The organism is Sphaerisporangium fuscum, from assembly GCF_018531465.1.
GTDB classification, from domain to species: domain Bacteria; phylum Actinomycetota; class Actinomycetes; order Streptosporangiales; family Streptosporangiaceae; genus Sphaerisporangium; species Sphaerisporangium fuscum.
Genome location: NZ_JAHDTF010000021.1, coordinates 39,519 through 64,659, shown reverse-complemented (window position 1 = coordinate 64,659; position 25,141 = coordinate 39,519). Strand labels below are relative to the sequence as shown.

Annotated in this window: 24 protein-coding genes; 15 read left to right on the top strand and 9 right to left on the bottom strand. The window is 69.2% G+C overall.

Annotated features, from left to right (window positions below):
• The first annotated feature begins 548 nt into the window (after positions 1 to 548).
• Positions 549 to 710 (top strand): zinc finger domain-containing protein, encoded by a 162-nt coding sequence (locus KIK05_RS25855; RefSeq protein WP_214413432.1) that lies wholly within the window; start codon positions 549 to 551, stop codon positions 708 to 710.
• On the opposite strand, the gene KIK05_RS25850 is transcribed toward KIK05_RS25855, so the two are convergent.
• Together KIK05_RS25850 and KIK05_RS25845 are read right to left on the bottom strand one after the other, a co-directional pair.
• On the bottom strand, positions 695 to 1,039 hold the full coding sequence (locus KIK05_RS25850; RefSeq protein ID WP_214413431.1) for a hypothetical protein: 345 nt from the start codon (positions 1,037 to 1,039) through the stop codon (positions 695 to 697). The two genes, KIK05_RS25855 and KIK05_RS25850, sit on opposite strands and share 16 nt — an antisense overlap.
• Positions 1,040 to 1,051: 12 nt before the next feature.
• Positions 1,052 to 1,990, bottom strand: coding sequence for a hypothetical protein (locus tag KIK05_RS25845; RefSeq protein WP_214413430.1), 939 nt, complete (start codon positions 1,988 to 1,990; stop codon positions 1,052 to 1,054).
• Between the two features lie 130 nt (positions 1,991 to 2,120).
• Between KIK05_RS25845 and KIK05_RS25840 the strand changes: the two genes are divergently transcribed.
• The 3 genes from KIK05_RS25840 (at position 2,121) to KIK05_RS25830 (ending at position 4,322) form a co-directional block, all read left to right on the top strand.
• Positions 2,121 to 2,633, top strand: a complete 513-nt coding sequence (locus KIK05_RS25840) for a SigE family RNA polymerase sigma factor (protein WP_308250114.1) — start codon at positions 2,121 to 2,123, stop codon at positions 2,631 to 2,633.
• Entirely contained in the window at positions 2,620 to 3,360 is a 741-nt protein-coding gene (locus KIK05_RS25835; protein WP_214413428.1) for a hypothetical protein, read from the top strand. The genes KIK05_RS25840 and KIK05_RS25835 overlap by 14 nt, the downstream gene beginning before the upstream one ends.
• A gap of 68 nt (positions 3,361 to 3,428) precedes the next feature.
• A complete protein-coding gene (locus KIK05_RS25830; RefSeq protein ID WP_214413427.1) occupies positions 3,429 to 4,322 on the top strand; it encodes an IS982 family transposase in 894 nt (297 codons plus the stop codon).
• 606 nt (positions 4,323 to 4,928) lie between these two features.
• Here the strand turns inward: KIK05_RS25830 and KIK05_RS25825 are convergent.
• On the bottom strand, positions 4,929 to 5,381 hold the full coding sequence (locus tag KIK05_RS25825) for a murein hydrolase activator EnvC family protein (protein ID WP_214413426.1): 453 nt from the start codon (positions 5,379 to 5,381) through the stop codon (positions 4,929 to 4,931).
• Between the two features lie 1,476 nt (positions 5,382 to 6,857).
• On the opposite strand from KIK05_RS25825, the gene KIK05_RS49020 reads away from it, so the two are divergent.
• The 6 genes from KIK05_RS49020 to KIK05_RS25795 all read left to right on the top strand — a co-directional run bounded on the left by KIK05_RS49020 (position 6,858) and on the right by KIK05_RS25795 (position 14,422).
• On the top strand, positions 6,858 to 8,699 hold the full coding sequence (locus KIK05_RS49020; RefSeq protein WP_308250127.1) for a CoA transferase: 1,842 nt from the start codon (positions 6,858 to 6,860) through the stop codon (positions 8,697 to 8,699).
• 1,330 nt (positions 8,700 to 10,029) lie between these two features.
• Positions 10,030 to 10,950, top strand: a complete 921-nt coding sequence (gene rpsB / locus KIK05_RS25815; RefSeq protein WP_214413425.1) for a 30S ribosomal protein S2 — start codon at positions 10,030 to 10,032, stop codon at positions 10,948 to 10,950.
• Positions 10,951 to 11,064: 114 nt separating this feature from the next.
• A complete protein-coding gene (tsf, locus tag KIK05_RS25810) occupies positions 11,065 to 11,898 on the top strand; it encodes a translation elongation factor Ts (protein WP_214413424.1) in 834 nt (277 codons plus the stop codon).
• Positions 11,899 to 11,956: 58 nt separating this feature from the next.
• On the top strand, positions 11,957 to 12,727 hold the full coding sequence (gene pyrH, locus KIK05_RS25805) for a UMP kinase (protein ID WP_214413423.1): 771 nt from the start codon (positions 11,957 to 11,959) through the stop codon (positions 12,725 to 12,727).
• A gap of 9 nt (positions 12,728 to 12,736) precedes the next feature.
• Entirely contained in the window at positions 12,737 to 13,294 is a 558-nt protein-coding gene (frr, locus tag KIK05_RS25800; RefSeq protein WP_214413422.1) for a ribosome recycling factor, read from the top strand.
• Positions 13,295 to 13,459: 165 nt separating this feature from the next.
• The gene (locus KIK05_RS25795; RefSeq protein ID WP_308250113.1) at positions 13,460 to 14,422 is read left to right on the top strand and encodes a phosphatidate cytidylyltransferase; all 963 of its coding nucleotides are present in this window, start codon (positions 13,460 to 13,462) and stop codon (positions 14,420 to 14,422) included.
• Positions 14,423 to 14,429: 7 nt separating this feature from the next.
• Here the strand turns inward: KIK05_RS25795 and KIK05_RS25790 are convergent, their stop codons facing one another.
• Positions 14,430 to 15,461, bottom strand: coding sequence for a suppressor of fused domain protein (locus tag KIK05_RS25790; RefSeq protein ID WP_214413421.1), 1,032 nt, complete (start codon positions 15,459 to 15,461; stop codon positions 14,430 to 14,432).
• Between the two features lie 108 nt (positions 15,462 to 15,569).
• Here KIK05_RS25790 and rlmN point away from each other — a divergent pair, with 108 nt between their 5' ends.
• Positions 15,570 to 16,673 (top strand): dual-specificity RNA methyltransferase RlmN, encoded by a 1,104-nt coding sequence (gene rlmN, locus KIK05_RS25785; protein ID WP_214413420.1) that lies wholly within the window; start codon positions 15,570 to 15,572, stop codon positions 16,671 to 16,673.
• A 9-nt stretch (positions 16,674 to 16,682) separates the two neighbouring features.
• Here the strand turns inward: rlmN and KIK05_RS25780 are convergent, their stop codons facing one another.
• From KIK05_RS25780 to KIK05_RS25765, 4 genes are all read right to left on the bottom strand, one after another.
• Positions 16,683 to 16,937, bottom strand: coding sequence for a hypothetical protein (locus tag KIK05_RS25780; RefSeq protein WP_214413419.1), 255 nt, complete (start codon positions 16,935 to 16,937; stop codon positions 16,683 to 16,685).
• 262 nt (positions 16,938 to 17,199) lie between these two features.
• Positions 17,200 to 18,009: a methyltransferase domain-containing protein gene (locus tag KIK05_RS25775; RefSeq protein WP_214413418.1), complete on the bottom strand. Its 810-nt coding sequence runs from the start codon at positions 18,007 to 18,009 to the stop codon at positions 17,200 to 17,202.
• Between the two features lie 88 nt (positions 18,010 to 18,097).
• Positions 18,098 to 18,808: a hypothetical protein gene (locus KIK05_RS25770; RefSeq protein ID WP_214413417.1), complete on the bottom strand. Its 711-nt coding sequence runs from the start codon at positions 18,806 to 18,808 to the stop codon at positions 18,098 to 18,100.
• Positions 18,805 to 19,521 carry an ABC transporter ATP-binding protein gene (locus KIK05_RS25765; protein ID WP_214413416.1) on the bottom strand — a complete coding sequence of 239 codons (717 nt, stop codon included), beginning with the start codon at positions 19,519 to 19,521 and terminating at the stop codon, positions 18,805 to 18,807. The genes KIK05_RS25770 and KIK05_RS25765 overlap by 4 nt, the downstream gene beginning before the upstream one ends.
• A gap of 112 nt (positions 19,522 to 19,633) precedes the next feature.
• Between KIK05_RS25765 and KIK05_RS25760 the strand changes: the two genes are divergently transcribed.
• Positions 19,634 to 20,443, top strand: coding sequence for a DivIVA domain-containing protein (locus tag KIK05_RS25760; protein WP_214413415.1), 810 nt, complete (start codon positions 19,634 to 19,636; stop codon positions 20,441 to 20,443).
• Between the two features lie 58 nt (positions 20,444 to 20,501).
• On the opposite strand, the gene KIK05_RS25755 is transcribed toward KIK05_RS25760, so the two are convergent.
• Positions 20,502 to 21,005 carry an Lrp/AsnC family transcriptional regulator gene (locus KIK05_RS25755; RefSeq protein ID WP_214413414.1) on the bottom strand — a complete coding sequence of 168 codons (504 nt, stop codon included), beginning with the start codon at positions 21,003 to 21,005 and terminating at the stop codon, positions 20,502 to 20,504.
• Between the two features lie 217 nt (positions 21,006 to 21,222).
• Between KIK05_RS25755 and KIK05_RS25750 the strand changes: the two genes are divergently transcribed.
• The 3 genes from KIK05_RS25750 to KIK05_RS25740 all read left to right on the top strand — a co-directional run bounded on the left by KIK05_RS25750 (position 21,223) and on the right by KIK05_RS25740 (position 25,140).
• Positions 21,223 to 22,656 (top strand): aminobutyraldehyde dehydrogenase, encoded by a 1,434-nt coding sequence (locus tag KIK05_RS25750; protein ID WP_214413413.1) that lies wholly within the window; start codon positions 21,223 to 21,225, stop codon positions 22,654 to 22,656.
• A 64-nt stretch (positions 22,657 to 22,720) separates the two neighbouring features.
• The gene (locus KIK05_RS25745; RefSeq protein ID WP_214413412.1) at positions 22,721 to 23,872 is read left to right on the top strand and encodes an ABC transporter ATP-binding protein; all 1,152 of its coding nucleotides are present in this window, start codon (positions 22,721 to 22,723) and stop codon (positions 23,870 to 23,872) included.
• Between the two features lie 8 nt (positions 23,873 to 23,880).
• Complete coding sequence (locus KIK05_RS25740) at positions 23,881 to 25,140, top strand: polyamine ABC transporter substrate-binding protein (RefSeq protein WP_214413411.1); 1,260 nt, start codon at positions 23,881 to 23,883, stop codon at positions 25,138 to 25,140.
• Position 25,141 lies beyond the last annotated feature (1 nt).

Genomic DNA, 25,141 nt, shown 5'->3' with positions numbered 1-25,141 from the left:
GTGCTGGACAGATGGCTTGGGGGCGACGGCGAAGGCGACAGGCCCTGGGTGGCCCTGTTGGCCTAACTACGCAACACCGGTGTCCAGATGTGTGCGTCGCCGGCTGCGACGCCCTAAAGGAGTTCCGAGATTCGCAAGGCCATCCACACAGTGCGATCGAGAGCTTGAACGCCGGGTTCCGCCAAGCCACCGCCACCGCCACCGCGGACACTTCTCCACCGAGCAGGCCGCGCTCACAGTGCTCTAGCTGGTCACCCGAAACCCATTAAGAACCAGGTCAACATGACTGACAACGCCCAGGTCGGAAAGCCGCGCTGAACGCGCTGTCGCTGCCCACGGTGACCCCACCCCTCGACTGGCGGACGATCACCACCTCACCCACAGATCTTCAGACCGTCTCTTTCGGCGGCTCGCTCTGAGCTGACAGTCAGCGTTGCCGTTGCTGTGACCGCTTGACGTGACCCTGCTTGCGGCGATTGTCCTCACTAGACGAGTAAGTCCTAAGTCCGGTCAGTGGTCGTAGGCGATCAGTGACCGGGTGATGGGCGGTGGCCGCCGGAAGCGCCTGCCGCACCCGCGGCGGCAAGGCCGCCCCCAAGTACCACACCCCGCGCATCGTGCTCGTCCTCCAGCTCCGCGCCGAGCTGGAGGTGCGCGCGCTCGGGCGATCTGGGCGAGGGACGGCGCGGTGGCGTCATCGTGGCCGGTGACGTGCCGAGGGCGGTGCTGCCGGCCAGGCCGAGCCCGAAACGTACCCCGCGACGAACCCGGCGCCGAAGCAGCCCCCCGCGCCCGCCGGGTCGAGCGAGGTGTCCAGCTCGCCCTGTGACCACGCGTCCGCGAGGACCCCGGCGAGCCGGGTGCGCAGCCAGGCGAACGTCTCCTCGACCGAGCGGCGCAGCTCGGAACCGGAGAACTCCGCCTCCGCACGGGCGCGCAGGTCGTTGGCACTGCGGGCGATCGCGGCCGGCGCCAGGTCGGACCGGCTTCCGACGGGCCGGCCCCGCGCTTGGCGAAAGAGCGCGGGTGACAAGTTCACCCGCGGGCGCCGCTACGGCAGGGCGGGCACGGCCGGCGCGGTGTTGGTCCAGCCGGCCTCGAGCACGATCTGGGTGCTCGTCTCGTTGAGGGACAGCTTGCCGCTGATCGCGGTCGTCTGGCTCTGGGACAGCAGAAGCATCGTGCCGGTGTCCACGACTAGGTCGGTCTTCTCCTTGATCGTCAGTCCGTTGTCCTGAACGGCCTTCGGGTGGTCGATCGACAGGGCCGCGCCGGCTCTGCCCATGCTGTCCTTGGTCTCTCCCTGCGAACGGACACTGGGCATCGTCAGCAAGAGCTGGTAGGCCGCGGCGCGGACGTTCTTGGGCGCCGGAAGCTGGTTGAGCATGCCCGGCAGCGCCCCGGTGATGTACTGGTCCACGTTGTTCTGCTTGACCCGTGAGACTCGCGCGGCCTCGGAGAGCCAGGACTTCAACGCGGTCGGGTCCGCGGGCAGCCGCTGGACCTCCTCGTACGTCAACTTCTGCCCGGCCAGAAAGAACTGGTCGTCGTTGCCGCGTACGGGCCCGACGTGGCCCTTGTCCGGCTCGGTCGACAGCTTCACGACCTGGCCGTCGGCCGTGCGGGTCCACTTGGCCGGCGAGCCGTCGCGGCGCCACGCCTTCCGGTCCGTCGCGCTCTTCGGGTGCGCCCCAGCCTTCCGGTATCCGAACCAGGCCTTGCCGTCGGGCGCGGTCCATTCCTCACTGAGCTCCTGCTCCACCACCCAGTAGCGATTCGCGCCGCTGCCCATTTGGCGGGGACCGGTGCGCTGGGTCAGCACCCTCGTATGCCAGTAGGCGCCTTCAGGCGGAGCCGACGCGGCGGCCGCGAGCCGCGTCTCCGGCGCCTTCACGACGCTCGGCAGGCCCAGCAGGGCGGCGGTGCCCACGGCGGCCAGGCCGGTGCCGACGGCGATCAGCGGCCGGACCGGTGCTGTCGCGAGCTTCATGTGTTTCCTCCAGAGGTCCGAAGTGACGTCCCCCAATACGCCTGGGCGCCTCACAAGGTTGCCTGCGGCACTCGGGCAACCGCTGGAGGATCCAAGGCGTATTAGGAGGCGTGAAACGGGACAGACAGACGTGAGCGGCGCGAAGCACGACTTCGGCGCATTCGTGGCCGCAAGGGCCACGACGCTGCTGCGGGTCGCCTATCTAGCCTGCGGGAACGAGGCGGAGGCGGAGGACCTACTGCAGACGGCGCTGGAGCGTACCTACAGAAACTGGGACAGGGTGCGGTACGACAGCCCCGAGCCCTATGTGCGCCGCGTCATCATCAACACCGCCATCAGCCGGGCCCGCCGCCGGGCGATCCTGAGCATCATCCCGATGCGCATCCTGCCGGAGAGGGCGGCGCGCTCGACCGACGTCGATCTGCGCCACCTGCTCATGGACGCGCTGCGTGGCCTACCTCCCCGGCAGCGCGCGGTGGTCGTCCTGCGGTACTGGGAGGACCTCAGCGAGGCACAGACCGCGGAGATGCTCGGCTGCACGGTCGGCACGGTGAAAAGTCAGACGTTCAAGGCGATGGCCAAGCTGCGTGCAGCGCTCGGCGAGGCATCCGTGGAAGGAGTGATCGGCAATGCCCACGCTTGAGGAACGCCTCCGCCAGGTCATGGCGGACGAGACCGCGAGGCTGTACGCCGCGCCCGACCTGGTGGACCGGGTCGTCCGGTCAACCCGGCGGAAGAGGAGGCGGGGCGGGGTCGCAGCCCTGGCCACGTCGGCGGCCGTCCTCGCGGCAGGCTCCCTTTACCTGACGGTGGCCCCGGGCGCCATGCAGACGCCCGCTGTGTCGGAGACGCCAGCCGTCTCCGAGACGCAGGGGCCGCCCGCCATCGACGACATCCCGCCCGTGCCGTCCCCCCCTCCCAGCCTCGGGGACCTGGGCGACGGGAAGACGCTCAAGCACGTCAAGGTGGGTTACCTGCCCGAGGGCCTGCAGTGGGGCCACTGGTCGGTGGACTACGGCGACAGCTACTCGACCTCGTGGAACTTCGATGGCGACAAGCACGGCTTCTACTGCGTGCAGATCTTCGTGTACGAGGGTAAGGCCGTCCAGGAGGTCGACGACCGTGTGCAGGGGTACCGCGACGAGGGGGAGGGCGAAGAGGTGACCGTCGGCGACCGGACCGGCTATTCGGTCATCGCAGACGTCGGCGAGGACGGCATGAAGGGCACCCCCACGCTCATCCTGAACATGGGGGAGCAGCGGCGGGCCGAGATCATGTTCAGCCCCACGTACGCGAAGAGATTCACCAACGCCAAGGCCGTCGACCGCGAGCTGACCAAGATCGCCGAAGGTCTTACCGCCGACAACTGATCCGAGTAAGTCCTAAGTCGCTTTGAGGCGGGCTGTGGGGAAGGGTGAAGGGTGTCGATGATCCGTTTGTGACGACAGACATCAACACCCTTCTCACCGCCCTGCACGTCAAGATCGATGACTGGCTGGGGCGTCCGACCCGGATCGGACGCCCGCCCAAGCTCACCGACGCCGAGTTGCTCACCCTGGCCATCGCCCAGGCCCTGCTCGGCATCCGCTCCGAAGCCCGATGGCTGTGCTTCCTGCCCAATCACCTGCCCGGTGCCTTCCCCTACCTGCCCGGCCAATCCGGCTACAACAAGCGCCTGCGTGCCGCACTCCCGCTCCTGAAACGCGCCATCCGCGCCCTGGCCCGCGACACCGACCTCTGGACCGACACCATCTGGGTGATCGACTCCACCCCGGTCGAATGCGGCAGCTCCCGCCCCACCGCACAGCGCTCTGACCTTGCAGGCTGGGCCGGCTACGGCTACTGCCGCTTCCACTCCCGCTACTTCTGGGGCCTGCGCCTGCACCTGATCTGCACCCCGGCCGGCCTGCCGATCACCTGGGCCCTGGCCGCCCCGAAGGTCGACGAATGTCAGGTCCTGATGGCCGTACTCGACCACGACCCGCACCTGCTCGCCGAACGCCCCGGCCTGCTGATCGTCGCCGACAAGGGGTACGTCTCGGCGGAACTGGACGCCTACCTGGCCGAACGCGGGGTGCAGCTGCTACGCCCGTCCTACCGCAACCGCACACCCCGCCCCGGCGAACAGCACCGCAAACCCATCCGCCAGCTCATCGAGTCGGTCAACGACACCCTCAAAGGCCAACTCGACCTGGAACTGCACGGCGGACGCAGCCCGCTGGGCGTCGCCGCCCGCATCGCCCAACGGATCCTGGCATTGACCGCCGCGATCTGGCACAACCGCGCCACCAGCCAGCCCATTACCCGGTCACTGATCGCCTACGACCACTGACCGGACTTAGGACTTACTCGTCTAGGTGGGTGGAGGCGCAGGTGTGCTGGGCGGGTCTGCCTGGCGTCCTTGCCGGCATAGCGGCTATGGCGCGCCACATCCTGCCGATTGTCGGTGACGGGTCCTGCGATGACGTGTGGGCATCATCGCTGGTCGGCTCGCTCTCGATCCGAATGCTCGGGACCCTCTGCAGGGCTGCGTCGGTGTGGTGGAGCACGTACGTGCATCCTCCGACTGCCTTGACTTCGTGCTCGGCGCCGCCCTGATCGACGACGCGAACCGATGTCCAGGAGCGGTGAGAGATCAAAAAGGCTCTCCACGCCTTTCGGGGCTCCGGTACGGAAGAGGGACGCAGGGCATACGAGGGTGATCCGCAAGGCCGAAGCGCTTCAGTAACACCTATCACTAATCAGCCCCGTGTGATCCGGCCACTCCAGCATCCCCGCCCACCATGGCCCTGCTCCCTTCTGCTGCCGTCCTCCTGAGGTCCGACCAGCGTCGGCTGCCGTGGTCCTGCCGTCCTGTCTTTTCCTTCTGCCTTGGCTCTCCCAACCTCGGCCACTCCTGTCCGCTGTGGTCCTGAGGGCCCCGCTAGCCGCGGATCGGTCAGGGAGGTGTGAAGGGGGCAGTGGGCCAGTGTGGCAGGAGGCGTACCTGTCCCAGGCCGATGAGGAGAAGTGCGTCGAGGTAGTTGCCTTGCTTGATCAGACCCCAGTGGAGGCAAGGTACACGGCAGTGGCCTGTGGACTCCTCGAGGGAACCGATGACCTCGCCGAGCCGGACCACCTGCCCGCGCCGCACGACGGGATGAACGGGCAGGTAGGTGGTGCGTAACCCTTCGGCGTGGACGATCATCACCACGCCCCGACCGGCCAGTGGCCCGGCGTACCCCACCACCCCTGCCCCGGCGGCCCTGACGACGTCTCCGCCCGCAGCCGCGAGATCGACGCCTCGGTGTCCCGGAAGCCATGGCTGGGAGGGAGGAGAGAAGGCGCGCAGGATTCTCAGGGGCCCGCCGATTGGCAGGCGCCAACGAAGCGCCGTTGTCCCTGGCGGCATCGGCCCTGGGGCGGGGGAAGCGGTGACCAGATGGAGGGGCGGCGGGCTGGAGACGAGGGACGAGGTGGTCGACGGGGGGATCGGTGCCGATGGCGATGCCGTGCCCTGGAGCGGAAGGGCGTGCGGTGGAGTGATCGCTCGGGGTGAGAAAGGGAGCATCGGCCCGATGGAGGAGGCCGGTGACGAGCTCGTGGTTTGCGACGGTGGCCCGGTCGCCGTTCGAGGCGATGGCGAGGTCGTGGTTTCGGCCAGTGGTGAGGGCGGGGTCAGGGGCGGTGGTGAGCTGGCGATTCGCGGTGGTGCGGTGAGCGATCCGGGTGGCAAACCCGTTAGGACGGCGGTCCATTGCGCGGGCCCGGCCGGTGACAGGGGCATCGAGCGGGGTCGCAGGACTGTTGGGGCGGTGGTCGATTGGGTGGGGCTTGTCGGCTGTGGGGTGATGGATCGGGGTGGCAGGGCTCCCACCGGGTCGGTCTCTTGAGGAGATGTCGCCGAAGGACCCGCCGGGCCGGTCTCTTGGGGGGATGTCGCCGGTGGAGTGGTCGATGCGAGGGACAGAGGCGTCGTAGAAGCCGCCGATCGGAGTGGTGGGAAGGTCCCGGCGGCTCCCAGAGGGGGAGGGGCCGCATAGGTGATGGCGAGAGTGATGAGAAACACCGCCGGCAAGCGGATGGCAAAGGCACGCATGGGAGGAAACTTGCCTTCAGAAGCCGGGGCTCGGAGGGCCGAGCGGCGTTCTGTGCATAACTGCTCGGGCCGCTCCTCTGCCACCGAAGCAAGAGTTTCCGACGATCATCCGCAATCGGGAGGAGACCGCAAGACAGGGGTCGGTTCGGTGGTCGCTCGGAGCTGGGAAGGGCATCCCCCTCAGCAGTCAATTGGGTGATGGCTTCCAGCCGCAAAGGGATTCTCGGTCAGGGGGTGGTTCGGTGGTTGCCTGCGATCGTGGCGGGGGTGTGGTCGGGGGCAGTGTGACGGTCGCCCGAGTCGTGTGGAGGTTCTCAGTCAGGGTGGTTCGGTAGTCGCCTGCGATCGTGACGGGGGCGTGGTCAGGGGTCAGCTTGGCAGGTGCCCGTAGTCGGAAGGGGGTTCTCGGTCAGGGGGTGGTTCGGTGGTCGGCTGGTTGTGGCGGGGGTGTGGTCGGGGGTGCAGTGTGGCGGTCGGCCGAGTCGTGAGGGGGCTCTCGGACAGAGGGCGGTTCGGCGGTTGGCTGTAGTTGGGAGGGGCCCGTCAGGAGTCAGTGCGGGCCCGTAATTGCGAGGGGTCGCGGCCAGGAGCCAGGGGTGTGCTCCGGCGAAGGTGAATGCCTGTGGGGAGCGGCGGTCGAAAGGAAGGTGCTTTGTGGTCGAGAAGATCGTTCGTGCACTTGGGGCGGAGGTCGGTCTCGACCTTCCGCCTGTCGAGGTGACGGGACAAGATCCGGTACTCCCGTCGGTCTTCAAGGTCGGTACGGCGGCCGCCGCGGCCGTGGGGGCGATGACCGCCGCCGTGGCTCTCCTGGGACGCATGCGAACCGGTGAGGCGACCTCCGGTCCCGTAGTCACGAGCCTTGCCCCGATGGAGCATGAATCGCCCGAAGTGGGGCGGAGGGTGGACGGTGGCCGGCCGGTCGATGTGGCAGAGCGCGGCTTGGGGGATGGTGCTTCACGGGGCGCTGCGACAGAGCGCGGCTTGGGGGATGGTGCTTCACGGGGCGCTGCAACGGAGCGCGGCTTGGGGGATGGTGCGTCGCCGGTTGATGTGGCAGAGCGTGGTTTGGGGCATGGTGCCTTACTGGGCGATGTGGCGGAGCTGGGGGATGGTGCGTCACCGGGTGATGAGGGGAGCGCGGGGCGCGGGGGTGTCATCCGCCTAGCGGTCGGGTCGGCACCGGCCGGAGGAGCTGAGGGCGGTGGCGCCTCGGCTCTGTCAGGGGCGGGTACCGCGGATGGAGCCGCGGTCGGGTCAGCACTTCTTGCCAGCAGCGGAGTGTGGCCGAGCGGGGGTGAGGACGCTGCTGTGGAGGCTGGGCGGGATGGCTCCGCCGGGGTCACTGGGAGCGTCGGGCCGAGGGCGAGGGGGCAAGCACCGACGATCACTGTCGATGTCCGTGAGGCGGCGGCCGCGTTCCGGGACGAGCGCTATTTCCAGATCGACGGAGAGGTCGTCGTCGGATGGGCGCCCTTGTCCGGTGACTACCGGACGGCCGGTGGCGGCTGGGTGCGTTTGCACTGCAACTTCGATCATCATCGGGAGGCGGTGCTCCGGGCGCTCGAGCTGCCGTCCGACGCCGGCAAAGAGGACGTCATCAACGCCTGCGCCGGCCGTACAGCGCCGGACATCGAGCAGGCGGTGACGGACGCCGGAGGGTGCGCCGCCGCCATGCGAAGCCGGGCGGAGTGGCATGAGCACCCGCAGGGCCGTGCGGTCGCGGAGCTTCCTCTGATCGCTTTCAGCCGCCTCGACCATCAGAATTCCCAACCTCCGGCCGCCCATTCCGGCGCGAACAGCCCGGCACCAGCCACCCACCGCACAGACGCCGGCTCGTCCGGGGGAGGGGCGGCTGGGCGGCTGAGGGGGCGTCCGTTGGAAGGGATTCGTGTTCTTGATCTCAGCCGTGTGATCTCGGGGCCGGTCGCGACCCGGGCGATGGCCTCCTTTGGGGCGGATGTGCTGCGAGTGGGGGCCGCTCACCTGCCGGAAGTGCCCGGGTTGGTGGTGAGTACGGCCTTCGGGAAGCGCTCTTGCGAGCTTGACCTGCGGACGCGGGAGGGCGCGGCGGCGTTCAGGGAGCTGGTGGCGGGCGCCGATGTGATCGTCCAGGCGTACCGGCCGGGGGCGCTGGACCGGCTGGGCTTCGGGCCGGCCGACCTCGCCGCCATAAGGCCCGGCATCGTCTGCGTCGACATCTCCGCGTACGGCCACCGCGGCCCCTGGGCGGGAAGGCGCGGGTTCGACAGCCTGGTGCAGATGGCCGCCGGCATCGCCCACGAGGGCGGCGACGGGACCCGCCCGGTCCCGCTGCCCGCGCAGCTGCTGGACCACGCGACGGGCTGGTTCGCGGCGCTGGGGGCGGTCGCGGGGTTGATCAGGCGGGAGCGTGAAGGAGGGTCGTGGCACGTCCAGGCGTGCTTCGCCCGCACCGCGCTCTGGCTGGACGAGCTGGGCCGGATCGCTGGTGGGGAGATCGGCGAGCCTGACATGTCGGATCTGCTGGACGAGATGGACAGCCAGTTCGGACGGCTGACGTACGTGCGCGCGCCCGGGGTCATCGACGGCGTACGACCGTACTGGTCGTCACCACCACCGCGTCGCGGAGAGCATCCGCCGAGGTGGTGAACCCGGAGGCGCCGACACGGGCGACGAAGGCCGAGCCGCCACGCATGTCACCTGCCAGGAGATCGCTGCGCCGCGGATCCCAGGGGAGATGTGCGACACGGCCCGGCCACCGTCGCTGACCAGCACGGCCGAGTCGCGGCACGAACTGGCGGTCGGCGGCCGCTGGGTGGGAAGAGGGCTGCCATCAGCTTGATGTAGCGGGTGCGGATCGGGTGGACGGCGGACGCAGGGACGTTCCACGCGCGGCATGTGCAGCAGGGGCTCGGCTGTCTCCGTGTTCCCCCGGATGAGGGTTTCCGAGGAACGGAGGCGTCCCAAGGGGGGCTCGCATAGCTGTTTCGGCGTTCTCGCAGATGAGGGGCTTTCGGGAGCGAGGCGCCTCAGGCGCGGCTCGTGCAGCCGTGTCCGCATCCTCGCGATGAGGGCTTACGGGGATGGCGGCGCCTTGGGGTGCGGCGCGTGCGGGGCATTCGGGTGTGTGCAGGTTCTCGCGATGAGGGCTTCTGGGAGCGGGGGCGGCCCTGGATGTGGCGGGTGCGTGGGGTGTTTGGGTGTTCTCGGGCATGAGGGCTTAGCGGGGATGGCGGCGCCTTGGGGTGCGATGGGTGTGGGGTGTTCGGGTGGGTGCAGGGCCCCGCGATGAGGGCTTCTGAGAGCGGGGGCGGCCCGGATGTGGCGGGTGCGTGGGGTGTTCGGGTGTTCCGGCGTCCTCGGGCTTGAGGGCTACCTGGGAGCGGAGGCGGCCCCGGGCGTGGCGTGTGCAGGGGCTCGGGTGTTTGCACGTTCTTAGGCATGTGAGGGCTTCCGGGGAGCGGGGGCGCCCGGTGGGCGGCGTGGGCGGCAGGCGTTCGGGTGTTTGGGCGTTCTCGGGCACGAGGGGCTCCGGGGAGCGGGGGGCTCGAGGTGTGGCGGGTACGAGGGGCTCCGGGGAGCGGGGGGCTCGAGGTACTCGGGGCAGGGGGTGGCGGGCGGGAGGGGCTGCGGGGGGCGGAGTGGCTGGGGGTTCGGGGGTGTTCGGAGGGCGGGGTGGCTGGGGGGGTGTTCGGGAGCTCCGTGTTCTTGTGGGTGGGGGGTCCGGGGAGCGGGGCGATCGGGGCTTTGCCGGGAGCGGGAAGGCTTGGCCGGGTGGGGCGGGGGCGGCCGCGTTCCGGGTACACTTTTTGGTGGCTCGCCAGGCGGGCCGACTTCGCACGCCCACAGGCGAATCGTCCTCTCGGTCCGGGTCTTGATCCGGATGGGACGAGTCAGGGCGTCAGGGCGGGGACCGCAGGTCCCCGCAGGCAACCGAGGCATGCGCCTTCACGGCGCTCTACCCAGGAGGACCATACTCATGGCCCCCGTCGTCACCATGCGACAGATGCTCGAGAGCGGTGTTCACTTCGGGCACCAGACCCGTCGCTGGAACCCGAAGATGAAGCGCTTCATCCTCACCGAGCGCAACGGCATCTACATCATCGACCTGCAGAAGTCGCTGTCCTACATCGACCGCGCCTACGACTTCGTCAAGGAGACGGTCGCGCACGGCGGCACCATCCTGTTCATCGGCACCAAGAAGCAGGCCCAGGAGGCCATCGCCGAGCAGGCCGCGCGGGTCGGCATGCCGTACGTCAACCAGCGCTGGCTGGGTGGCATGCTCACCAACTTCTCCACCGTCCACAAGCGGCTGCAGCGCCTGAAGGAGCTCGAGGAGCTCGACTTCGACAACGTCGCGGGCTCCGGGCTCACCAAGAAGGAGCTCCTGATGCGCCGCCGCGAGAAGGACAAGCTGGAGCGCACCCTCGGCGGTATCCGCGACATGGCCCGCGTCCCGAGCGCGGTCTGGGTCGTCGACACCAAGAAGGAGCACATCGGGATCAGCGAGGCCCGCAAGCTGAACATCCCGGTCGTCGCGATCCTCGACACCAACTGCGACCCCGACGAGGTCGACTACCCGATCCCGGGCAACGACGACGCGATCCGCGCCGTCAGCCTGCTCACCCGGGTGATCGCCGACGCCGTCGCGGACGGTCTGATGGCGCGCGCAGGCGCCACCCGCGGTGACGACAAGCCGGCCGGCGCCGCCGCCGCCGAGCCGCTCGCCGAGTGGGAGCGCGAGCTGCTCGCCCGCTCCGAGGAGGAGCCCGCCGAGGCCCCCGCCGCCGAGGCACCGGCCGCTGAGGCGCCCGCCGCCGAGGCACCGGCCGCTGAGGCGCCGGCCGAGCAGGCCGCCCCCGAGACCGGCGAGGCCGGCGAGGGCGCCGAGCAGGCCTGAGGCCCGCGTCAGGCCGCATGGGCAGCCGTGCGGCATGCAAGGCTCTTTCCGGGTGGGTGTGCCTCGACCAGGGCACACCCACCCGATCCACGACGACTCGACGAGGAAAAGACAATGGCTTCCGTGAACATGGCCGACGTCAAGCGGCTTCGTGAGCTGACCGCCGCCGGCATGATGGACTGCAAGAAGGCCCTGGAGGAGGCGGAGGGCGACTTCGAGAAGGCCGTCGACATCCTGCGCGTCAAGGGCGCCAAGGACGTCGGCAAGCGCGAGGCGCGCACCGCCTCCAACGGTCTGATCGCCGTCAAGCACGAGGGCGACTCCCTCGCCGCCCTGCTCGAGCTCAACTGCGAGACCGACTTCGTCGCCAAGGGTGAGCGTTTCCAGGAGCTGGCGGCCAAGGTCGTCGAGCACATCCTCGCCACCCGCCCGGCCGACGTGCCGAGCCTCCTCGAGTCGGAGTTCGACGGCAAGACCGTCAAGGAGCACCTCGACGAGGCCAACGCCGCGCTCGGCGAGAAGATCGAGGTCCGTCGGTTCGTCGTGCTGGAGGGTGGCTACATCACCTCCTACATGCACAAGACCGACCCGCAGCTCCCGCCGGCGGTGGGCGTGCTCGTCCAGCTCGACACCCCGAACGCCGAGGTCGCCAAGGACATCGCCCAGCACACCGCCGCGATGGCCCCCAAGTACCTCAACCCCAACTCGGTCCCGGCGGACGTGATCGAGAAGGAGCGCACGGTCTTCGAGCAGATGACCCGCGAGGAGGGCAAGCCCGAGGCCGCCATCGGCAAGATCGTCGACGGGCGCATCAACGGCTGGTACAAGGACTTCACTCTCCTTGAGCAGGCCTTCGTCAAGGACAACAAGAAGACCATCGCGAAGTACGCGGACGAGGCGGGCGTCAAGGTCCTGGGCTTCGCCCGCTACAAGGTCGGTCAGGCATAGGCTTAGCCCCAAGAGGGATCCGACCAGCTTCGAAACCATCACCGAGGAGGCCGCCGTCGTGCAGGAGAACCAACAACCCGCTACGTCGGCGGCTTCGTCGTACAACTGGCCGCTTCGCTGGAAGCGGGTCATGCTGAAGCTGTCCGGTGAGGCGTTCGCGGGCGCCGAGCCGCTGGGCATCGATCCCGGGGTGGTCGCCAAGCTCGCCGACTCGATCGCCGAGGCCGTGCGCGAGGGGGTGCAGGTCGCCGTCGTCGTCGGCGGCGGCAACATGTTCCGCGGCGCCGCGATGTCCGAGCGCGGCATGGACCGCGCGCGGGCCGACTACATGGGCATGCTGGGCACGGTGATCAACTGCCTCGCGCTGCAGGACTTCCTCGAGAAGCGCGGTGTCGAGACGCGCGTGCAGACGGCCATCACCATGCAGCAGGTGGCCGAGCCGTTCCTGCCCCGCCGGGCCATCCGCCACCTCGAGAAGGGCCGCGTGGTGATCTTCGGCGCCGGGCTCGGCTCGCCGTTCTTCTCCACCGACACCTGCGCCGCCCAGCGCGCGCTGGAGGTCGGCGCGGAGGCGCTGCTCAAGGGCACCCAGGTCGACGGGGTCTACGATTCCGACCCGCGGAAGAACCCCGACGCCGTCCGCTTCGACCAGCTCGAGTACAGCGAGGTCCTCACGCGAGGGCTCGGGGTCATGGACGCCACGGCGATCAGCCTTTGCATGGACAACGGCCTGCCCATCGTGGTCTTCGACCTGATGGGTGAGGGCAACATTCTGCGGGCGGTCCGCGGTGAAAAGATCGGCACGCTGGTGAGTCCGGCAGGGAAATAGGGAGCCGCTGTGATCGAGGAAACCCTCTTCGAAGCCGAGGAGAAGATGGACAAGGCGGTCGCCGTCGCCAAGGAGGACTTCGCGGCGATCCGCACCGGCAGGGTGAGCCCGTCCATGTTCAACAAGATCAATGTTGACTACTACGGATCACCGACCCCGGTGCAGCAGCTGGCCTCGTTCCACGTCCCCGAGGCCCGCATGGTGATCATCCAGCCTTACGACAAGGGTTCGCTGAGCGCCATCGAGAAGGCGATCCGGGACAGCGACCTCGGGGTGAACCCCGGCAACGACGGTGCCGTGATCCGCGTGGTGTTCCCGGAGCTCTCCGAGGAGCGCCGCAAGGAGTACGTCAAGGTCGCCAAGAACAAGGCCGAGAGCAGCAAGGTCTCGGTGCGCAACATCCGCCGCCACGCCAAGGAAACCCTCGACAAGCTCGTCAAGGACGGCGAGGCCGGTGAGGACGAGGTCCGCCGCGCCGAGAAGGAGCTCGACGACCTCACCCAGAAGCACGTCGCGAAGATCGACGAGCTGCTGAAGCACAAGGAATCCGAGCTGCTCGAAGTCTGAGCGCGGTAGCAGTCGCAGGTCAGGTTGGGGCGCTTCCACTCCGGTGTTGGCCGCGGGTGGGAGCGCCCTTGCCGCGTCCGGGCCCACCGCGTTCCCTCCCCGCCCCCCGGCGGTACTGGCGCAGCGGGCCGCCGAGCGTGGTGAAGGTACGAGAGTGGGAACACTGTGGAAGGTACGGCGGCGGACGAGACCGGGCCGGCCGGAGGCCGGGGGGCTGACGCGCGTCCCGAGGACGCCAAGGGTCGTAACGGCGCCGAGAGCCTCAACGGTGCGCAGGGGTTGAACGATGCCGGCGGGCACGGTGGTGGCGGCAAGCCGGGGGGCATCCGTACCGGGCGCAACCTTCCCGCGGCGATCGGCGTGGGCGTGGCGCTCGGCGCCGTCGTGATCGGCTCGCTCTACACCGTCAAGGAGCTCTTCCTCGCCGTGATCCTGGCCGCCGTCGGCATCGGGGTGGTCGAGATGGGCCGGGCGGTCGCCGTGCGCGACGTCCAGGTGCCCGTGCGTCCCCTGCTGGCCGGCCTCGCGGGCATGCTCGCCGGCGCGTACTGGGGCGGTCCGATCTGGCTGCTGGGCGCCTTCGCCCTGACGGTCCTGACGGTGCTCACCTGGCGCATGTTCCAGGGCCAGGACGGGTACGTGCGCGACGCCTCCGCCAGTGTCCTGATATCGGTGTACCCGGCGCTGATAGCGGCCTTCCTCCCGCTGATGCTCGCCAAGCCTGACGGCCCTGACCGGGTCATCATCTTCATCGCCGTCACGGTCTCCAGCGACATCGGCGGCTATTTCGCGGGAATCCTCTTCGGCAAGCACAAGATGTCGATCATCAGCCCGAAGAAGACCTGGGAGGGTTTCGCCGGGTCGGTCGTGGCGTGCGTGGTGTGCGGTTCGCTCATGGTCCGCTTCATGCTGGAGGGGCAGTACTGGCAGGGCGCCATCGTCGGTGCCGTGGCGGCCATGTGCGCGACCCTGGGCGATCTGGTCGAGTCGGTCATCAAGCGCGACCTCGGCATCAAGGACATGGGGAATCTTCTCCCTGGTCACGGTGGGCTGATGGACCGGCTCGACTCCCTGCTCGCGACTCTGGTGCCCGTCTGGCTGCTCCTGGCCGTCTTCGTCCCCAACTGAGCGATCTTCAGGGGATGCGGCCCGTCAGGCGCAGCGCCTCGTGGCCGTGCTCGGCGGCGATCTGGAGCTCCTGCTCGGTGAGCGGGAGCAGCCACAGCCACCGGACCTCGTCCCCGCCGAAGGCGAAGCCCGACAGATCGGGCAGCCCCGGGACCGTTTCGAGCATCAGCACGCCGTGGTAGGTCCCGCCGAGCGGGAACGAGGCCGGTTCGCGGTACCAGCGGGCGGTGTGCCCGTGCCCCAGCCAGGTGATCGAATGCCAGGGGTAGCGGGCGAGCCAGAGGAACAGCTGGGCGGCCCCGGCCGGCTCGCCCCGGGTGGCGATCGCCAGTTCGATCCGCGCGTAGGCGTCGGGCCGGTCGACGTACTGTTCGACGGCCGGCATCCGCTGGCAGCTCATTCCCACCGTCGACAGCATCGTGTACCCGTCGCGCGGCCGTTCGGTGATGCCCACCGTCGGCAGCCGCTCGCCGCCGATGTCCCAGTACCGGGCGGCGGGGCCCACCCTCGCGTCGAGGTGGCTCATCACGAACTGCTGGAACGAGGGCCAGGCCCCGTCACCGTCGCGCCATTCCCAGTAGGAGCGCGCCTTGGTGATCCGCGGCGCCAGCCCTTCGAGCGCCTCCTCCAGCGACCAGGCGTACGGCGACTCGCCGACGGCGTCCCTGGCGTAGCCGGGCATGCCGCGTTCGAGATCGGACCAGCCCGGAATGACGGCCAGCAGCTCGCCGTTGACGAAGAGGGCGGCGCCGTCGCCCTCCTCGAACCACAGCACCGAAAGCTCGCCGGGCGCGAACGGCGGGGTGCCCCCGGGGAGACGGGTGTTCGATGCGGGCATGACGAAGGGCCGGCCGTCGCCGATGCCGCCCGGGTCCACGAAGGAAGGTGCGGGTCCGTGGTTGGCCAGCCAGACGGCCCCGTGGATCCCGCCTCTGGCGTCGCGCAGGTAAGCTACCGAGGACACCCCGTCGGATTCGACGGTCACCGCCCGGCTCCCGTAGGGGCTGGTGTCGGTGAGGACGACATCGGTGGTGCCCAACGCTCATCCGCCTTTCCGGTGGACCTCTCCCCCATCGGCCGAGGATCGCAATAGATCACATGGAATGGCTGTCCCGTGCAGCTTCCGGCAAACCGTTAAGAGAAGGACATGTCCGCCGAGCTAACCTTTGTCGCCCCCCGACGTGCGAAGCCGTCCCGCCATCTGGCCGACCTGTCGATGGCCGAGCGCCGTACGGCCGTCGCCGAGCTGGGGGAGAAGCCCTTCCGCGCCGAGCAGCTCTCGCGGCACTACTTCGAGCGGCTGACCACCGATCCGCAGGCCATGACCGACCTGCCGGCCGCGTCGCGCGACCAGCTGGTGAAGCACCTCATGCCCGACCTGCTGACCTCCGTGCGTGAGATCACCTGCGACGGCGGCATGACGCGGAAGACGCTCTGGCGGCTGTTCGACGGGGCGCTGGTCGAGTCGGTGCTCATGCGCTATCCCGATCGCGTCACCATGTGCGTGTCATCCCAGGCGGGCTGCGGCATGAACTGCCCGTTCTGCGCCACGGGGCAGGCCGGCCTGACCCGCAACATGTCGACGGCCGAGATCGTCGAGCAGGTGGTCGCCGGTGCCCGCGCGCTCGCCCGTGACGAGGTCCCCGGCGGGCCGGGCCGGGTCAGCAACATCGTCTTCATGGGCATGGGCGAGCCCCTGGCCAACTACAAGGCCGTCCTCGGCGCCGTCCGCCGCATCACCGACCCGGCTCCCGAAGGGCTCGGCATCTCCGCCCGCGGCGTCACCGTCTCCACGGTCGGCCTGGTCCCCGCGATCGAGAAGCTGGCGAACGAGGGGCTACCGGTGACGCTGGCGGTGTCGCTGCACGCCCCCGACGACGAGCTGCGCGACACGCTGGTGCCGGTCAACACCCGCTGGAAGGTCCGCGAGGTGCTGGACGCCGCCTGGAACTACGCGGCCACGACCAAGCGCCGCGTCTCGATCGAGTACGCCCTGATCAAGGACATCAACGACCACGAGTGGCGCGCCGACCTCCTCGGCCGGCTGCTCAAGAGCAAGCTCGTCCACGTCAACCTGATCCCGCTCAACCCGACTCCCGGCTCGAAGTGGACGGCGTCGCGCCCCGAGGACGAGCGCGCGTTCGTACGGCGGCTGGAGTCGCACGGCGTGGCCGTCACCGTCCGCGACACCCGGGGCCGCGAGATCGACGGCGCCTGCGGCCAGCTGGCCGCCGCCACGCCGGAGGCATAGAGGCGGACGTCAGATGTAACGGAAGGCGTTGGCGATCAGCGCCAGCAGGAGCAGGGTTCCCGCGCCGATGAAGATCATCCGCCGGACCGCCGCCCAGGCCGCGGACTTGGCGCCGGGAACCTTCTCCGCCGCCTCGGCCACGGCCTTCACCGCCTTGCCCCACCCCGCCCACGTGTCCACGGTGCGCTGGAAGTTCCGCCCCGCGACGAACAGGATCGTCGCGATGAAGACGATGATCAGGACCCGGCCGTCCGAATTCTCCACGGGCACTCCTGCTTCGGGGAAATCCGATTCACTCTTTCCCCGAATTTAATGGACCGCCCGGCGGGGTGGTAGGGGAATCCGTGCCCCGGGCGGCCGTCGGGTGCCGGTTTTATGCGTCTATATAGGCGCTTGCCGGTACGGATGTGCGCGAGGATCTCGCAGGTAGGGGAGTGCGAGAGGCCGCCGGGCGAACCGGCGGCGGAGGTGTTCCGCGCCGCCGGAATTACCGAGCCATCAAAAGTCGCGGTAAATGGACGGAAAATCAGGCACGGCACAAGATTTCGCCATGGAGGACGGTGAACCAGCCGTCCTCGGCCGCTCCCCACTCACGCCATCCCTCACGCATCCGTTCCAGTTCGCCGCGAGTGGCGTAGCCGTACGAGACGGCCTGTTCCGCGATGGCCGAGGTGGTGATCCGGTCGGCCCACATGCCGCTCCACCACTGCCGGTCGGCGGGGTCGGCGAAGCACCAGACCGACGCGCCGGCCGTGATCTCGGTGAATCCGGCCGACCGTGCCCACGACCGCAGGCGGCGCCCGGCGTCGGGTTCGCCGCCGTTGGCGCGCGCGACGCGCCGGTAGAGCGCCAGCCAGTCGTCCAGCGCGGGCACCTGCGGATACCAGGCGAACCCGGCGTAGTCGGAGTCGCGGGCCGCCACCAGGCCGCCGGGCTCGCACACCCGCCGCATGGCGGCCAGAGCGCCCACCGGGTCGGCGACGTGCTGGAGCACCTGGTGGGCGTGGACCACGTCGAAGGACCCGTCGGCGTACGGCAGGTCGTAGACGTCCGCCACCTCGAAGGTGACTCCGGTCAGGCCCCGGGCGGCGGCCGCGTCTTGGGCCTGGGTCACCACCGCCTCGGCGGTGTCGAACGCGGTGACCTGCCCGGGGGCGACCACCTCGGCGAGGTCGGCGGTGATGGTGCCGGGGCCGCAGCCGACGTCCAGCAGCGACATGCCGGGACGGAGGTGCGGCAGAAGGTACGCCGCGGAGTTGGCCGCCGTACGCCAGGCGTGCGAACGGACCACGGACTCGTGATGGCCGTGGGTGTAGACGGCGCGTGACACCGGCATGCCTACCTGCCTCCTCGCTCGGGTGAACGCCACGACCCTAGCGGGTCGTCCGGATCGCGAGAAGGTTCGTATCGAATGGCGAGACGCCTCAGGGTCGCGTACGGCGCAGGCGGACGTACGCGTGCAGCGCCAGGGCCGACCAGAACACCGTGGCCGCGGCGAGGCCGGGCAGCGAACCGGTGAGGAACCGCGGACCGTTGGCGGCCCGCATCCAGCCGATCAGCGGCACCGTGAGCCAGGGGACCGGCGCGAGGCTGACCAGCAGCACGGCGGCGTACCCACCGAGGAGGGTCAGCGCCGAGGTCGCCGGGTCAGGGATGATCGGCCGGCTGGTGAGCGCGCCGAGGGCCGTCCCGGTGAGAACGGCGAGCACCTGCAGTGCGAGGCCGCCGGCGAGCGCCGCCGGCCCCGGGAACGCGGCGAAGCCGATGCCGAGCGGCACGAGCAGGGCCAGAAGGGCGAAGGCCGCGTTGACGACGGCGGCGGCGAGGAGCCCGCTCACCACCTCGCGCCGCGGGTTCCCGGCCGTCGTGATGGAGATCAGCCGCTGTACGTCCGGCTGGGTGTCGAGCAGGCCGCGGGCGGCCCAGGCGAAGACGGGGACCAGCAGCACGGCGGAGTCGGCGTACGACGACAGCTCCTGTCCCGGGTTCACCCGGGTCGAGTACAGGACGATCATGATGCCGAGCAGGCCCACGAACGGCTGGACGACACGGTGGGCCCTGACGTACCCGCTCAGTTCGAACCGGACCAGCGGCACGATCGGCCTCGCCGCCGTTCCCCCGGGAGTCTGCGTCATCCGGCCTCTCCTTTGATCCGCGCCTGGTAGCCGTCCGCGCGCAGCTTGCCCGCGACCTCCTCGGCGTCCCCGGCGTCGACCACGACCTCGATCACCGCCTGCGCGCCGCCCGGGACGGACTCGCGCACCGAGCCGTTCTCGACGGTCAGGCGGGTCAGCCCGGGACGGCCCGCCAGACCGCTCTGGTGGTCGCTGAGCACCACGATGCCCCCCAAGGCGGCCAGCTCGCCGATGATCTGCGGTAGCTCGGAGTTGGTCTGCTTGTCGAGGCCGGAGAACGGCTCGTCGAGGACGAGCAGTCCCGGCCGGGGCAGCAGGGCCTGCGCCAGCCCGACCTTGTGGGCACTGCCCTTGGACAGGTCGCCCAGTGGCGTGCCGAGAAGGGCCGCCATCCCCAGGCGCTCCACCCAGGGGTCGATCGCCGTCACCGGGACCCCGCGCACGGCGGCCATGTGGGCGAGATAGGCGGCGACGGTGAACGGCTGCTCGACGGGGAAGATCTCGGGCGCGTACCCGACGACGGGCGGACGGTCGGCGACGGAGCCGCGGGTGGGCGGCGTCGTGCCGGCGAACAATCTCAGCAATGTCGACTTACCGGCGCCGTTACGGCCCGTGACCTCGGCGATCGTGCCCGGGGGCAGGTCAAGGTCGACGTCCTGGAGGATCCACGGTGCACGGCGGCCGTAGCGGAAGGAGAGGTTGGCGAGCCGCATAGATCCGCAAGCTTACCGCCCGGCCCGCTAACTACCTGGATTTCCCCATGTCATCCGCTCAGAATGGTAAAGAAGGGAAATGAAGGCGGGGGTGTGAACCGGGAGGATCGGCGTGAACCGTTTTCCACGCGTGCTCGGCGTGCGGACCGGCTACGACCCCGGCCAGGTCGACGCCCTCATACGGCGCATCGAGGCGACCCTCGGCAGGGGAACGCTGGAGGGATCGCCGGTGACGGCCGACGACATTCGTATGGCACGTTTCACCACCAAGCTCGGCGGCTACAACGAGCTGGCCGTCGACTACGCGCTCGACGCGTTCGTGGTGGCCATCGAGACGCGCGGGCGCGCCGCCTCCTCACCGCAGGTTCCCGAGCCGCCCGCGGCGGAGTCGTCGCGGGTGGCGATCGAGGCCGGCCCGGCGCATCCGCTCGCCCTGCCCCAGGCGCCGTCCACGGCGGTCGAGAGGCGTGAGGCCCGCGGGTTCGAGCGGTTGCAGGCGGCGCCGGTGCCCGTCGAGCAGTCGTCCGAGGCGGAGGACGACGACGCGCCGACGCTGCCGGGCTTCGCCGAGGTGGTGGAGGGCAAGGTGTCGCGGCATCCCCGGCAGGTGGTGGAGGCCCTCAACGCGGCCTGGCTGGAGACGCAGGCCGCGCGGGTCGAGCGGGTGCTGTTCCGGCCCGGGCGGCTCGGCGCGGGGTACAACGAGGACGAGGTCGACGTCTTCCTCGACCGCGTCGTGGCGACCTTACGCGGTACCACCGACCACCCGCTGACGGCCGACCAGGTCAGGAACGCGACCTTCTCCACCGTCCTCTTCAGGACGGGCTACGCCGTCGCCCAGGTGGACGCCTTCCTGGCGGAGATCGCGGACATCCTCGACCGCCAGTCCACCCGCCTCGGCGAGCAGGAACAACGCGTGTAGGGGCCGTCGAGCGGTGCCGGCACCGGGGCGAGGGAGGCGGCGGGGACCGCCATGGAGGTCAGCGGGTGCCCCAGGAGTAGGTCTGCTTGTGCAGTTTGAGGTAGACGAAGGTCTCGGTGGCGCGGACGGTGGGGATGGCGCGGATTTTGCCGAGAATTTCCAGCAGGTGGCTGTCGCCCTCGCAGACGACCTCGACCATGATGTCCAGGGAGCCGGCGGTGAGCACCACGTAGTCGATCTCGTCGATGGACGACAGCTTGTCGGCCACCGTCTCCAGGTCGCCCTCGCACTTGATGCCGATCATGGCCTGGCGGGGGAAGCCGAGGGTGAGGGGGTCGGTGACGGCGACGATCTGCATGACCCCGGCGTCCAGCAGGCGCTGCACCCGCTGGCGTACCGCCGCCTCCGACAGCCCGACGGCCTTGCCGATGGCGGCGTACGGCTTGCGCCCGTCGCTCTGGAGTTCCTCGATGATGCGCTTGGAGATGTCGTCGAGCACCACCGGACCCGGCTTAGCCTCGTTGTTGTGGTGGTCCCGTCGTGCCTTGGGCGGCGTCGTCATCTCCGTGCGTCCTCCTTGGCCCCCGTCGGGTTACCGCCATCTCATTACGCGACCGTTCCGGTCACGTTGCGGTCCTGGTGCGACATGTTGTCAGCTCATCGTGCCCTGTCAAGCGATTTCGTAGCAATTTGATATATTCGCGACGAAATCCCTTGTCGTAGCGCCTCGCCTCTGTCAGAGTCGCCGACAACTCAGCCACCTCACGAGGAGGTCAACGTTGACCACCCGTCTGCAGAACTTCATCAACGGTGAGCTCGCGGACGCCAAGAGCGGCCGATTCTCCGACGTCGTCGACCCGTGCACGGGGGAGGCCTACCTCCAGGCGCCGGTCTCCGGTCAGGAGGACGTGGACGCAGCCTACGCAGCGGCGGTCGCCGCCTTCGAGTCGTGGGGGCAGACGACGCCGGGCGAGCGTGCCGGTTACCTGTTGAAGATCGCTGACGCAATCGAAGCGCGGGCCGACGAGCTCGTCGAGGCCGAGTGCCTCAACACCGGCAAGCCCCGCGCACGGATGGCCGAGGACGAGATCCCGCCCGCCGCCGACCACTTCCGGTTCTTCGCGGGCGCCGCCCGCACGCTGGAGGGGCCGACCTCCGGGGAGTTCCTCGCCGACCACACCTCGGTGATCCGCCACGAGCCGATCGGCGTCATCGGGCAGGTCACGCCGTGGAACTACCCGATGATGATGGCGGTGTGGAAGATCGCCCCGGCGCTGGCCGCGGGCAACACCGTGGTGCTGAAGCCGTCCGACACCACTCCGGTGTCCACGGTGAAGCTGGCCGAGATCATTGGCGAGATCCTTCCGGCGGGTGTGTTCAACGTCGTCGTCGGCGACCGGGAGACCGGCGCCCTCGTCGTGGGGCACCCGTCGGCGTCGATGGTGGCGATCACCGGGTCGGTGGGCGCGGGCGTCCAGGTCGCCAAGTCGGCGGCCGAGGACCTCAAGCGCGTGCACCTCGAGCTGGGCGGCAAGGCGCCGGTCGTCGTCTTCGACGACGTCAAGGACGTCGCCGCGGTGGCCGAGGGCATCGCCGGCGCGGGCCTGTACAACGCGGGGCAGGACTGCACGGCCGCCTGCCGCGTGCTCGTCCACGAGAGCATCCACGAGCAGTTCGTCTCGGCGCTCGCCGAGGCGGCCGCGGCCACCAAGACGGGCGGTCTCGACGTCGAGGACGCCTACTACGGCCCGCTCAACAACGCCGACCAGCTCGCCCGCGTCGAGGGCTTCCTGGAGCGGGTCCCGGGCCACGCCAAGATCGTCACCGGCGGCAAGCGGGTCGGCGAGAAGGGCTACCTCTTCGAGCCGACCGTCGTGGACGGCCTGCGTCAGGACGACGAGATGATCCAGACCGAGGTGTTCGGCCCGGTCATCACGGTGCAGACCTTCACCGACGAGGCCGACGCCCTCGCCAAGGCCAACGACGTGAAGTACGGTCTGTCGGCCTCGGTGTGGACCTCCGACCACGGGCGGGCGATGCGCCTGTCGCGGCGGCTCGACTTCGGCGTGGTGTGGGTGAACACCCACATCCCGTTCGTCTCCGAAATGCCGCACGGCGGCTTCAAGCACTCGGGTTACGGCAAGGACCTCTCGGTCTTCGGCCTGCACGACTACACCCGGGTGAAGCACGTCATGCACTACATCGGCGAGTGATCGCCAGTACGAAAAATCGCTACATCGGTATATAAGTGCCGATATAGATGAGGGATAGCCTGGAATGACCGAAATCCAGGCGGGCAAGGAGGCGGCCACCTCGGCCGCCTCCGACATCTCCCCGGTGCCCGCCATCGAACTCGACGGGGTCGTCAAGGAATATCAAGCGCACGGCGAGGTCGTACAGGCGGTCAAGGGGGTCAGCCTGTCGATCGCCGAGGGCGAGTTCTTCTCCATGCTGGGACCGTCCGGATGCGGCAAGACCACCACCATGCGGATGATCGCCGGGTTCGAGGACCCCTCACGAGGCACCGTACGGCTGCACGGGCAGGACGTCACCGACGTCCCGCCGAACAAGCGCGATGTGAACATGGTCTTCCAGTCCTACGCACTGTTCCCTCACATGAACGTCTGGGAGAACGTCGCCTTCGGACTGCGGCGCAAGCGCGTGCCCGAGCAGGAGATCAAGCAGCGGGTCGGCGAGATGCTGGAGATCGTCGACCTCACCGGGCGCGAGAAGCGCCGCCCGCGTGAGATGTCGGGCGGCCAGCAGCAGCGCGTCGCGCTCGCCCGGGCCCTGGTCAACAACCCCAGGGCGCTGCTGCTCGACGAGCCGCTCGGCGCGCTCGACCTCAAGCTGCGCCAGGCGATGCAGATCGAGCTCAAGCGCATCCAGCGCGAGGTGGGCATCACCTTCGTCTACGTCACCCACGACCAGAGCGAGGCGCTCACCATGAGCGACCGCATCGCCGTCATGAACGACGGCGTGGTCGAGCAGCTCGCCGGGCCCAGGGAGATCTACGAGCGTCCGGCGACCAAGTTCGTGGCCGGGTTCATCGGCACGTCCAACCTGCTGAGCGGCACCGCCGCCGAGGTCGACGGCGGCACGGCCGTCATCAGGCTGGGCGAGCGCGACCGGGTGCTGGTGCCGGTGGGGAACGGCACCGAGCGGGGCGGCGCGGTGGAGGTCACCGTGCGGCCCGAGAAGATCAAGATCTCCCACGAGGAGCCGGGCGAGGGCGTCAGCGCCGTGCGCGGCACCGTGGCCGAGGTCGTCTACCTCGGCACCTACAACAGCTACGCCGTGAACCTCGCCGGGGGCGCCGAGTTCACGGTCTTCGAGCAGAACGCGCGGGACAGCAGCATCACGGCGGAGCGTGGTGACTCCGTCTGGCTGTCCTGGCAGCCGCAGCACTCGTACGCGATCGGAAGTTGAACGTCCCCATGAACGACCCTTCGCGTGACCCCGCATTCCTGCGCGGGCTGACGCAGAGCCGCGGTCGTGGCTCGCGCCTCACCCGCCGGGATGCCCTCCGTATGGCCGGGATGTCGGCCGCCGCCCTCGCCCTGTCGGCGTGCAGCATCCCCGGCCGGAAGGTCGCCGCGCCGCAGAAGGACGCGGTCGCGACCTACTGGGAGGGCAAGAAGAGGACCGGCACCCTGCGCTGGGCCAACTGGCCGCTCTACATGGACAAGCAGGGGAAGAGGTATCCGACCCTGGAGGCCTTCACCAAGGAGACCGGAATCCAGGTCACCTACCAGGAGGCCATCCAGGACATGTCCACCTGGTTCGGCAAGATCCAGCCGCAGCTGGCCGCCGGGCAGGACATCGGCTACGACCTGATGGTCATGACGAACGGCCTCCACCTGGGGAAGGCCATCGAGCTGGGCTACCTGGTCCCGCTCGACCACTCCAAGCTGCCGAACTTCGCCGCCAACGCGGGCGCGAAGTTCAAGAACCCCTCCTTCGACCCGGGGAACACCTACACCCTTCCCTGGCAGTCGGGCCTGACGGGCATCGCCTACAACCCCAAGTACGTGGACGGCGAGATCACCAGCATCCAGGAGCTCTGGAACCCGAAGTACAAGGGCAAGGTCGGCATGCTGGTCGACACCCAGGAGATCGCCAACTTCGGGATGTTCGCCGTCGGCGTCGATCCCGACAAGTCCGGCGAGGCCGAGTGGCGGAAGGCCGGGCAGAAGCTTCAGGCCCAGCGCGACGCCGGTCTTGTCCGGAAATATTACGAAAACGACTATGTCGACGCGCTGGTCCGCGGTGACATCTGGCTGTGCATGGCCTGGTCGGGCGACATCTACCAGCAGGTCGCCGACGGGCAGGACCTGAAGTTCGTCGTCCCGCAGGAGGGCGGCACCATCTGGACCGACAACATGTGCATCCCGAAGACGGCCCAGAACCCCGTGGACGCGCTGATCATGATGGACTACGTCTACCAGCCCAAGATCGCGGCCGCCCTGGCGGAGTACATCACCTACATCACCCCGGTGCCCTCGACCCAGAACCTCGTCCGGGAGGAGGCCGCCAAGGCCACCGGCGACGACAAGAAGTCGCTGGAGTTGATGGCGAACAGCCCGCTGATCTATCCCTCGGACGCCGACCTGGCCAGGGTCCGCTCGTACAAGTCCCTCTCGGAAGCCGAGGAAAAGGTCTTCCAAGGCATCTTCCAGCCGATCACCCAGGGCTAGG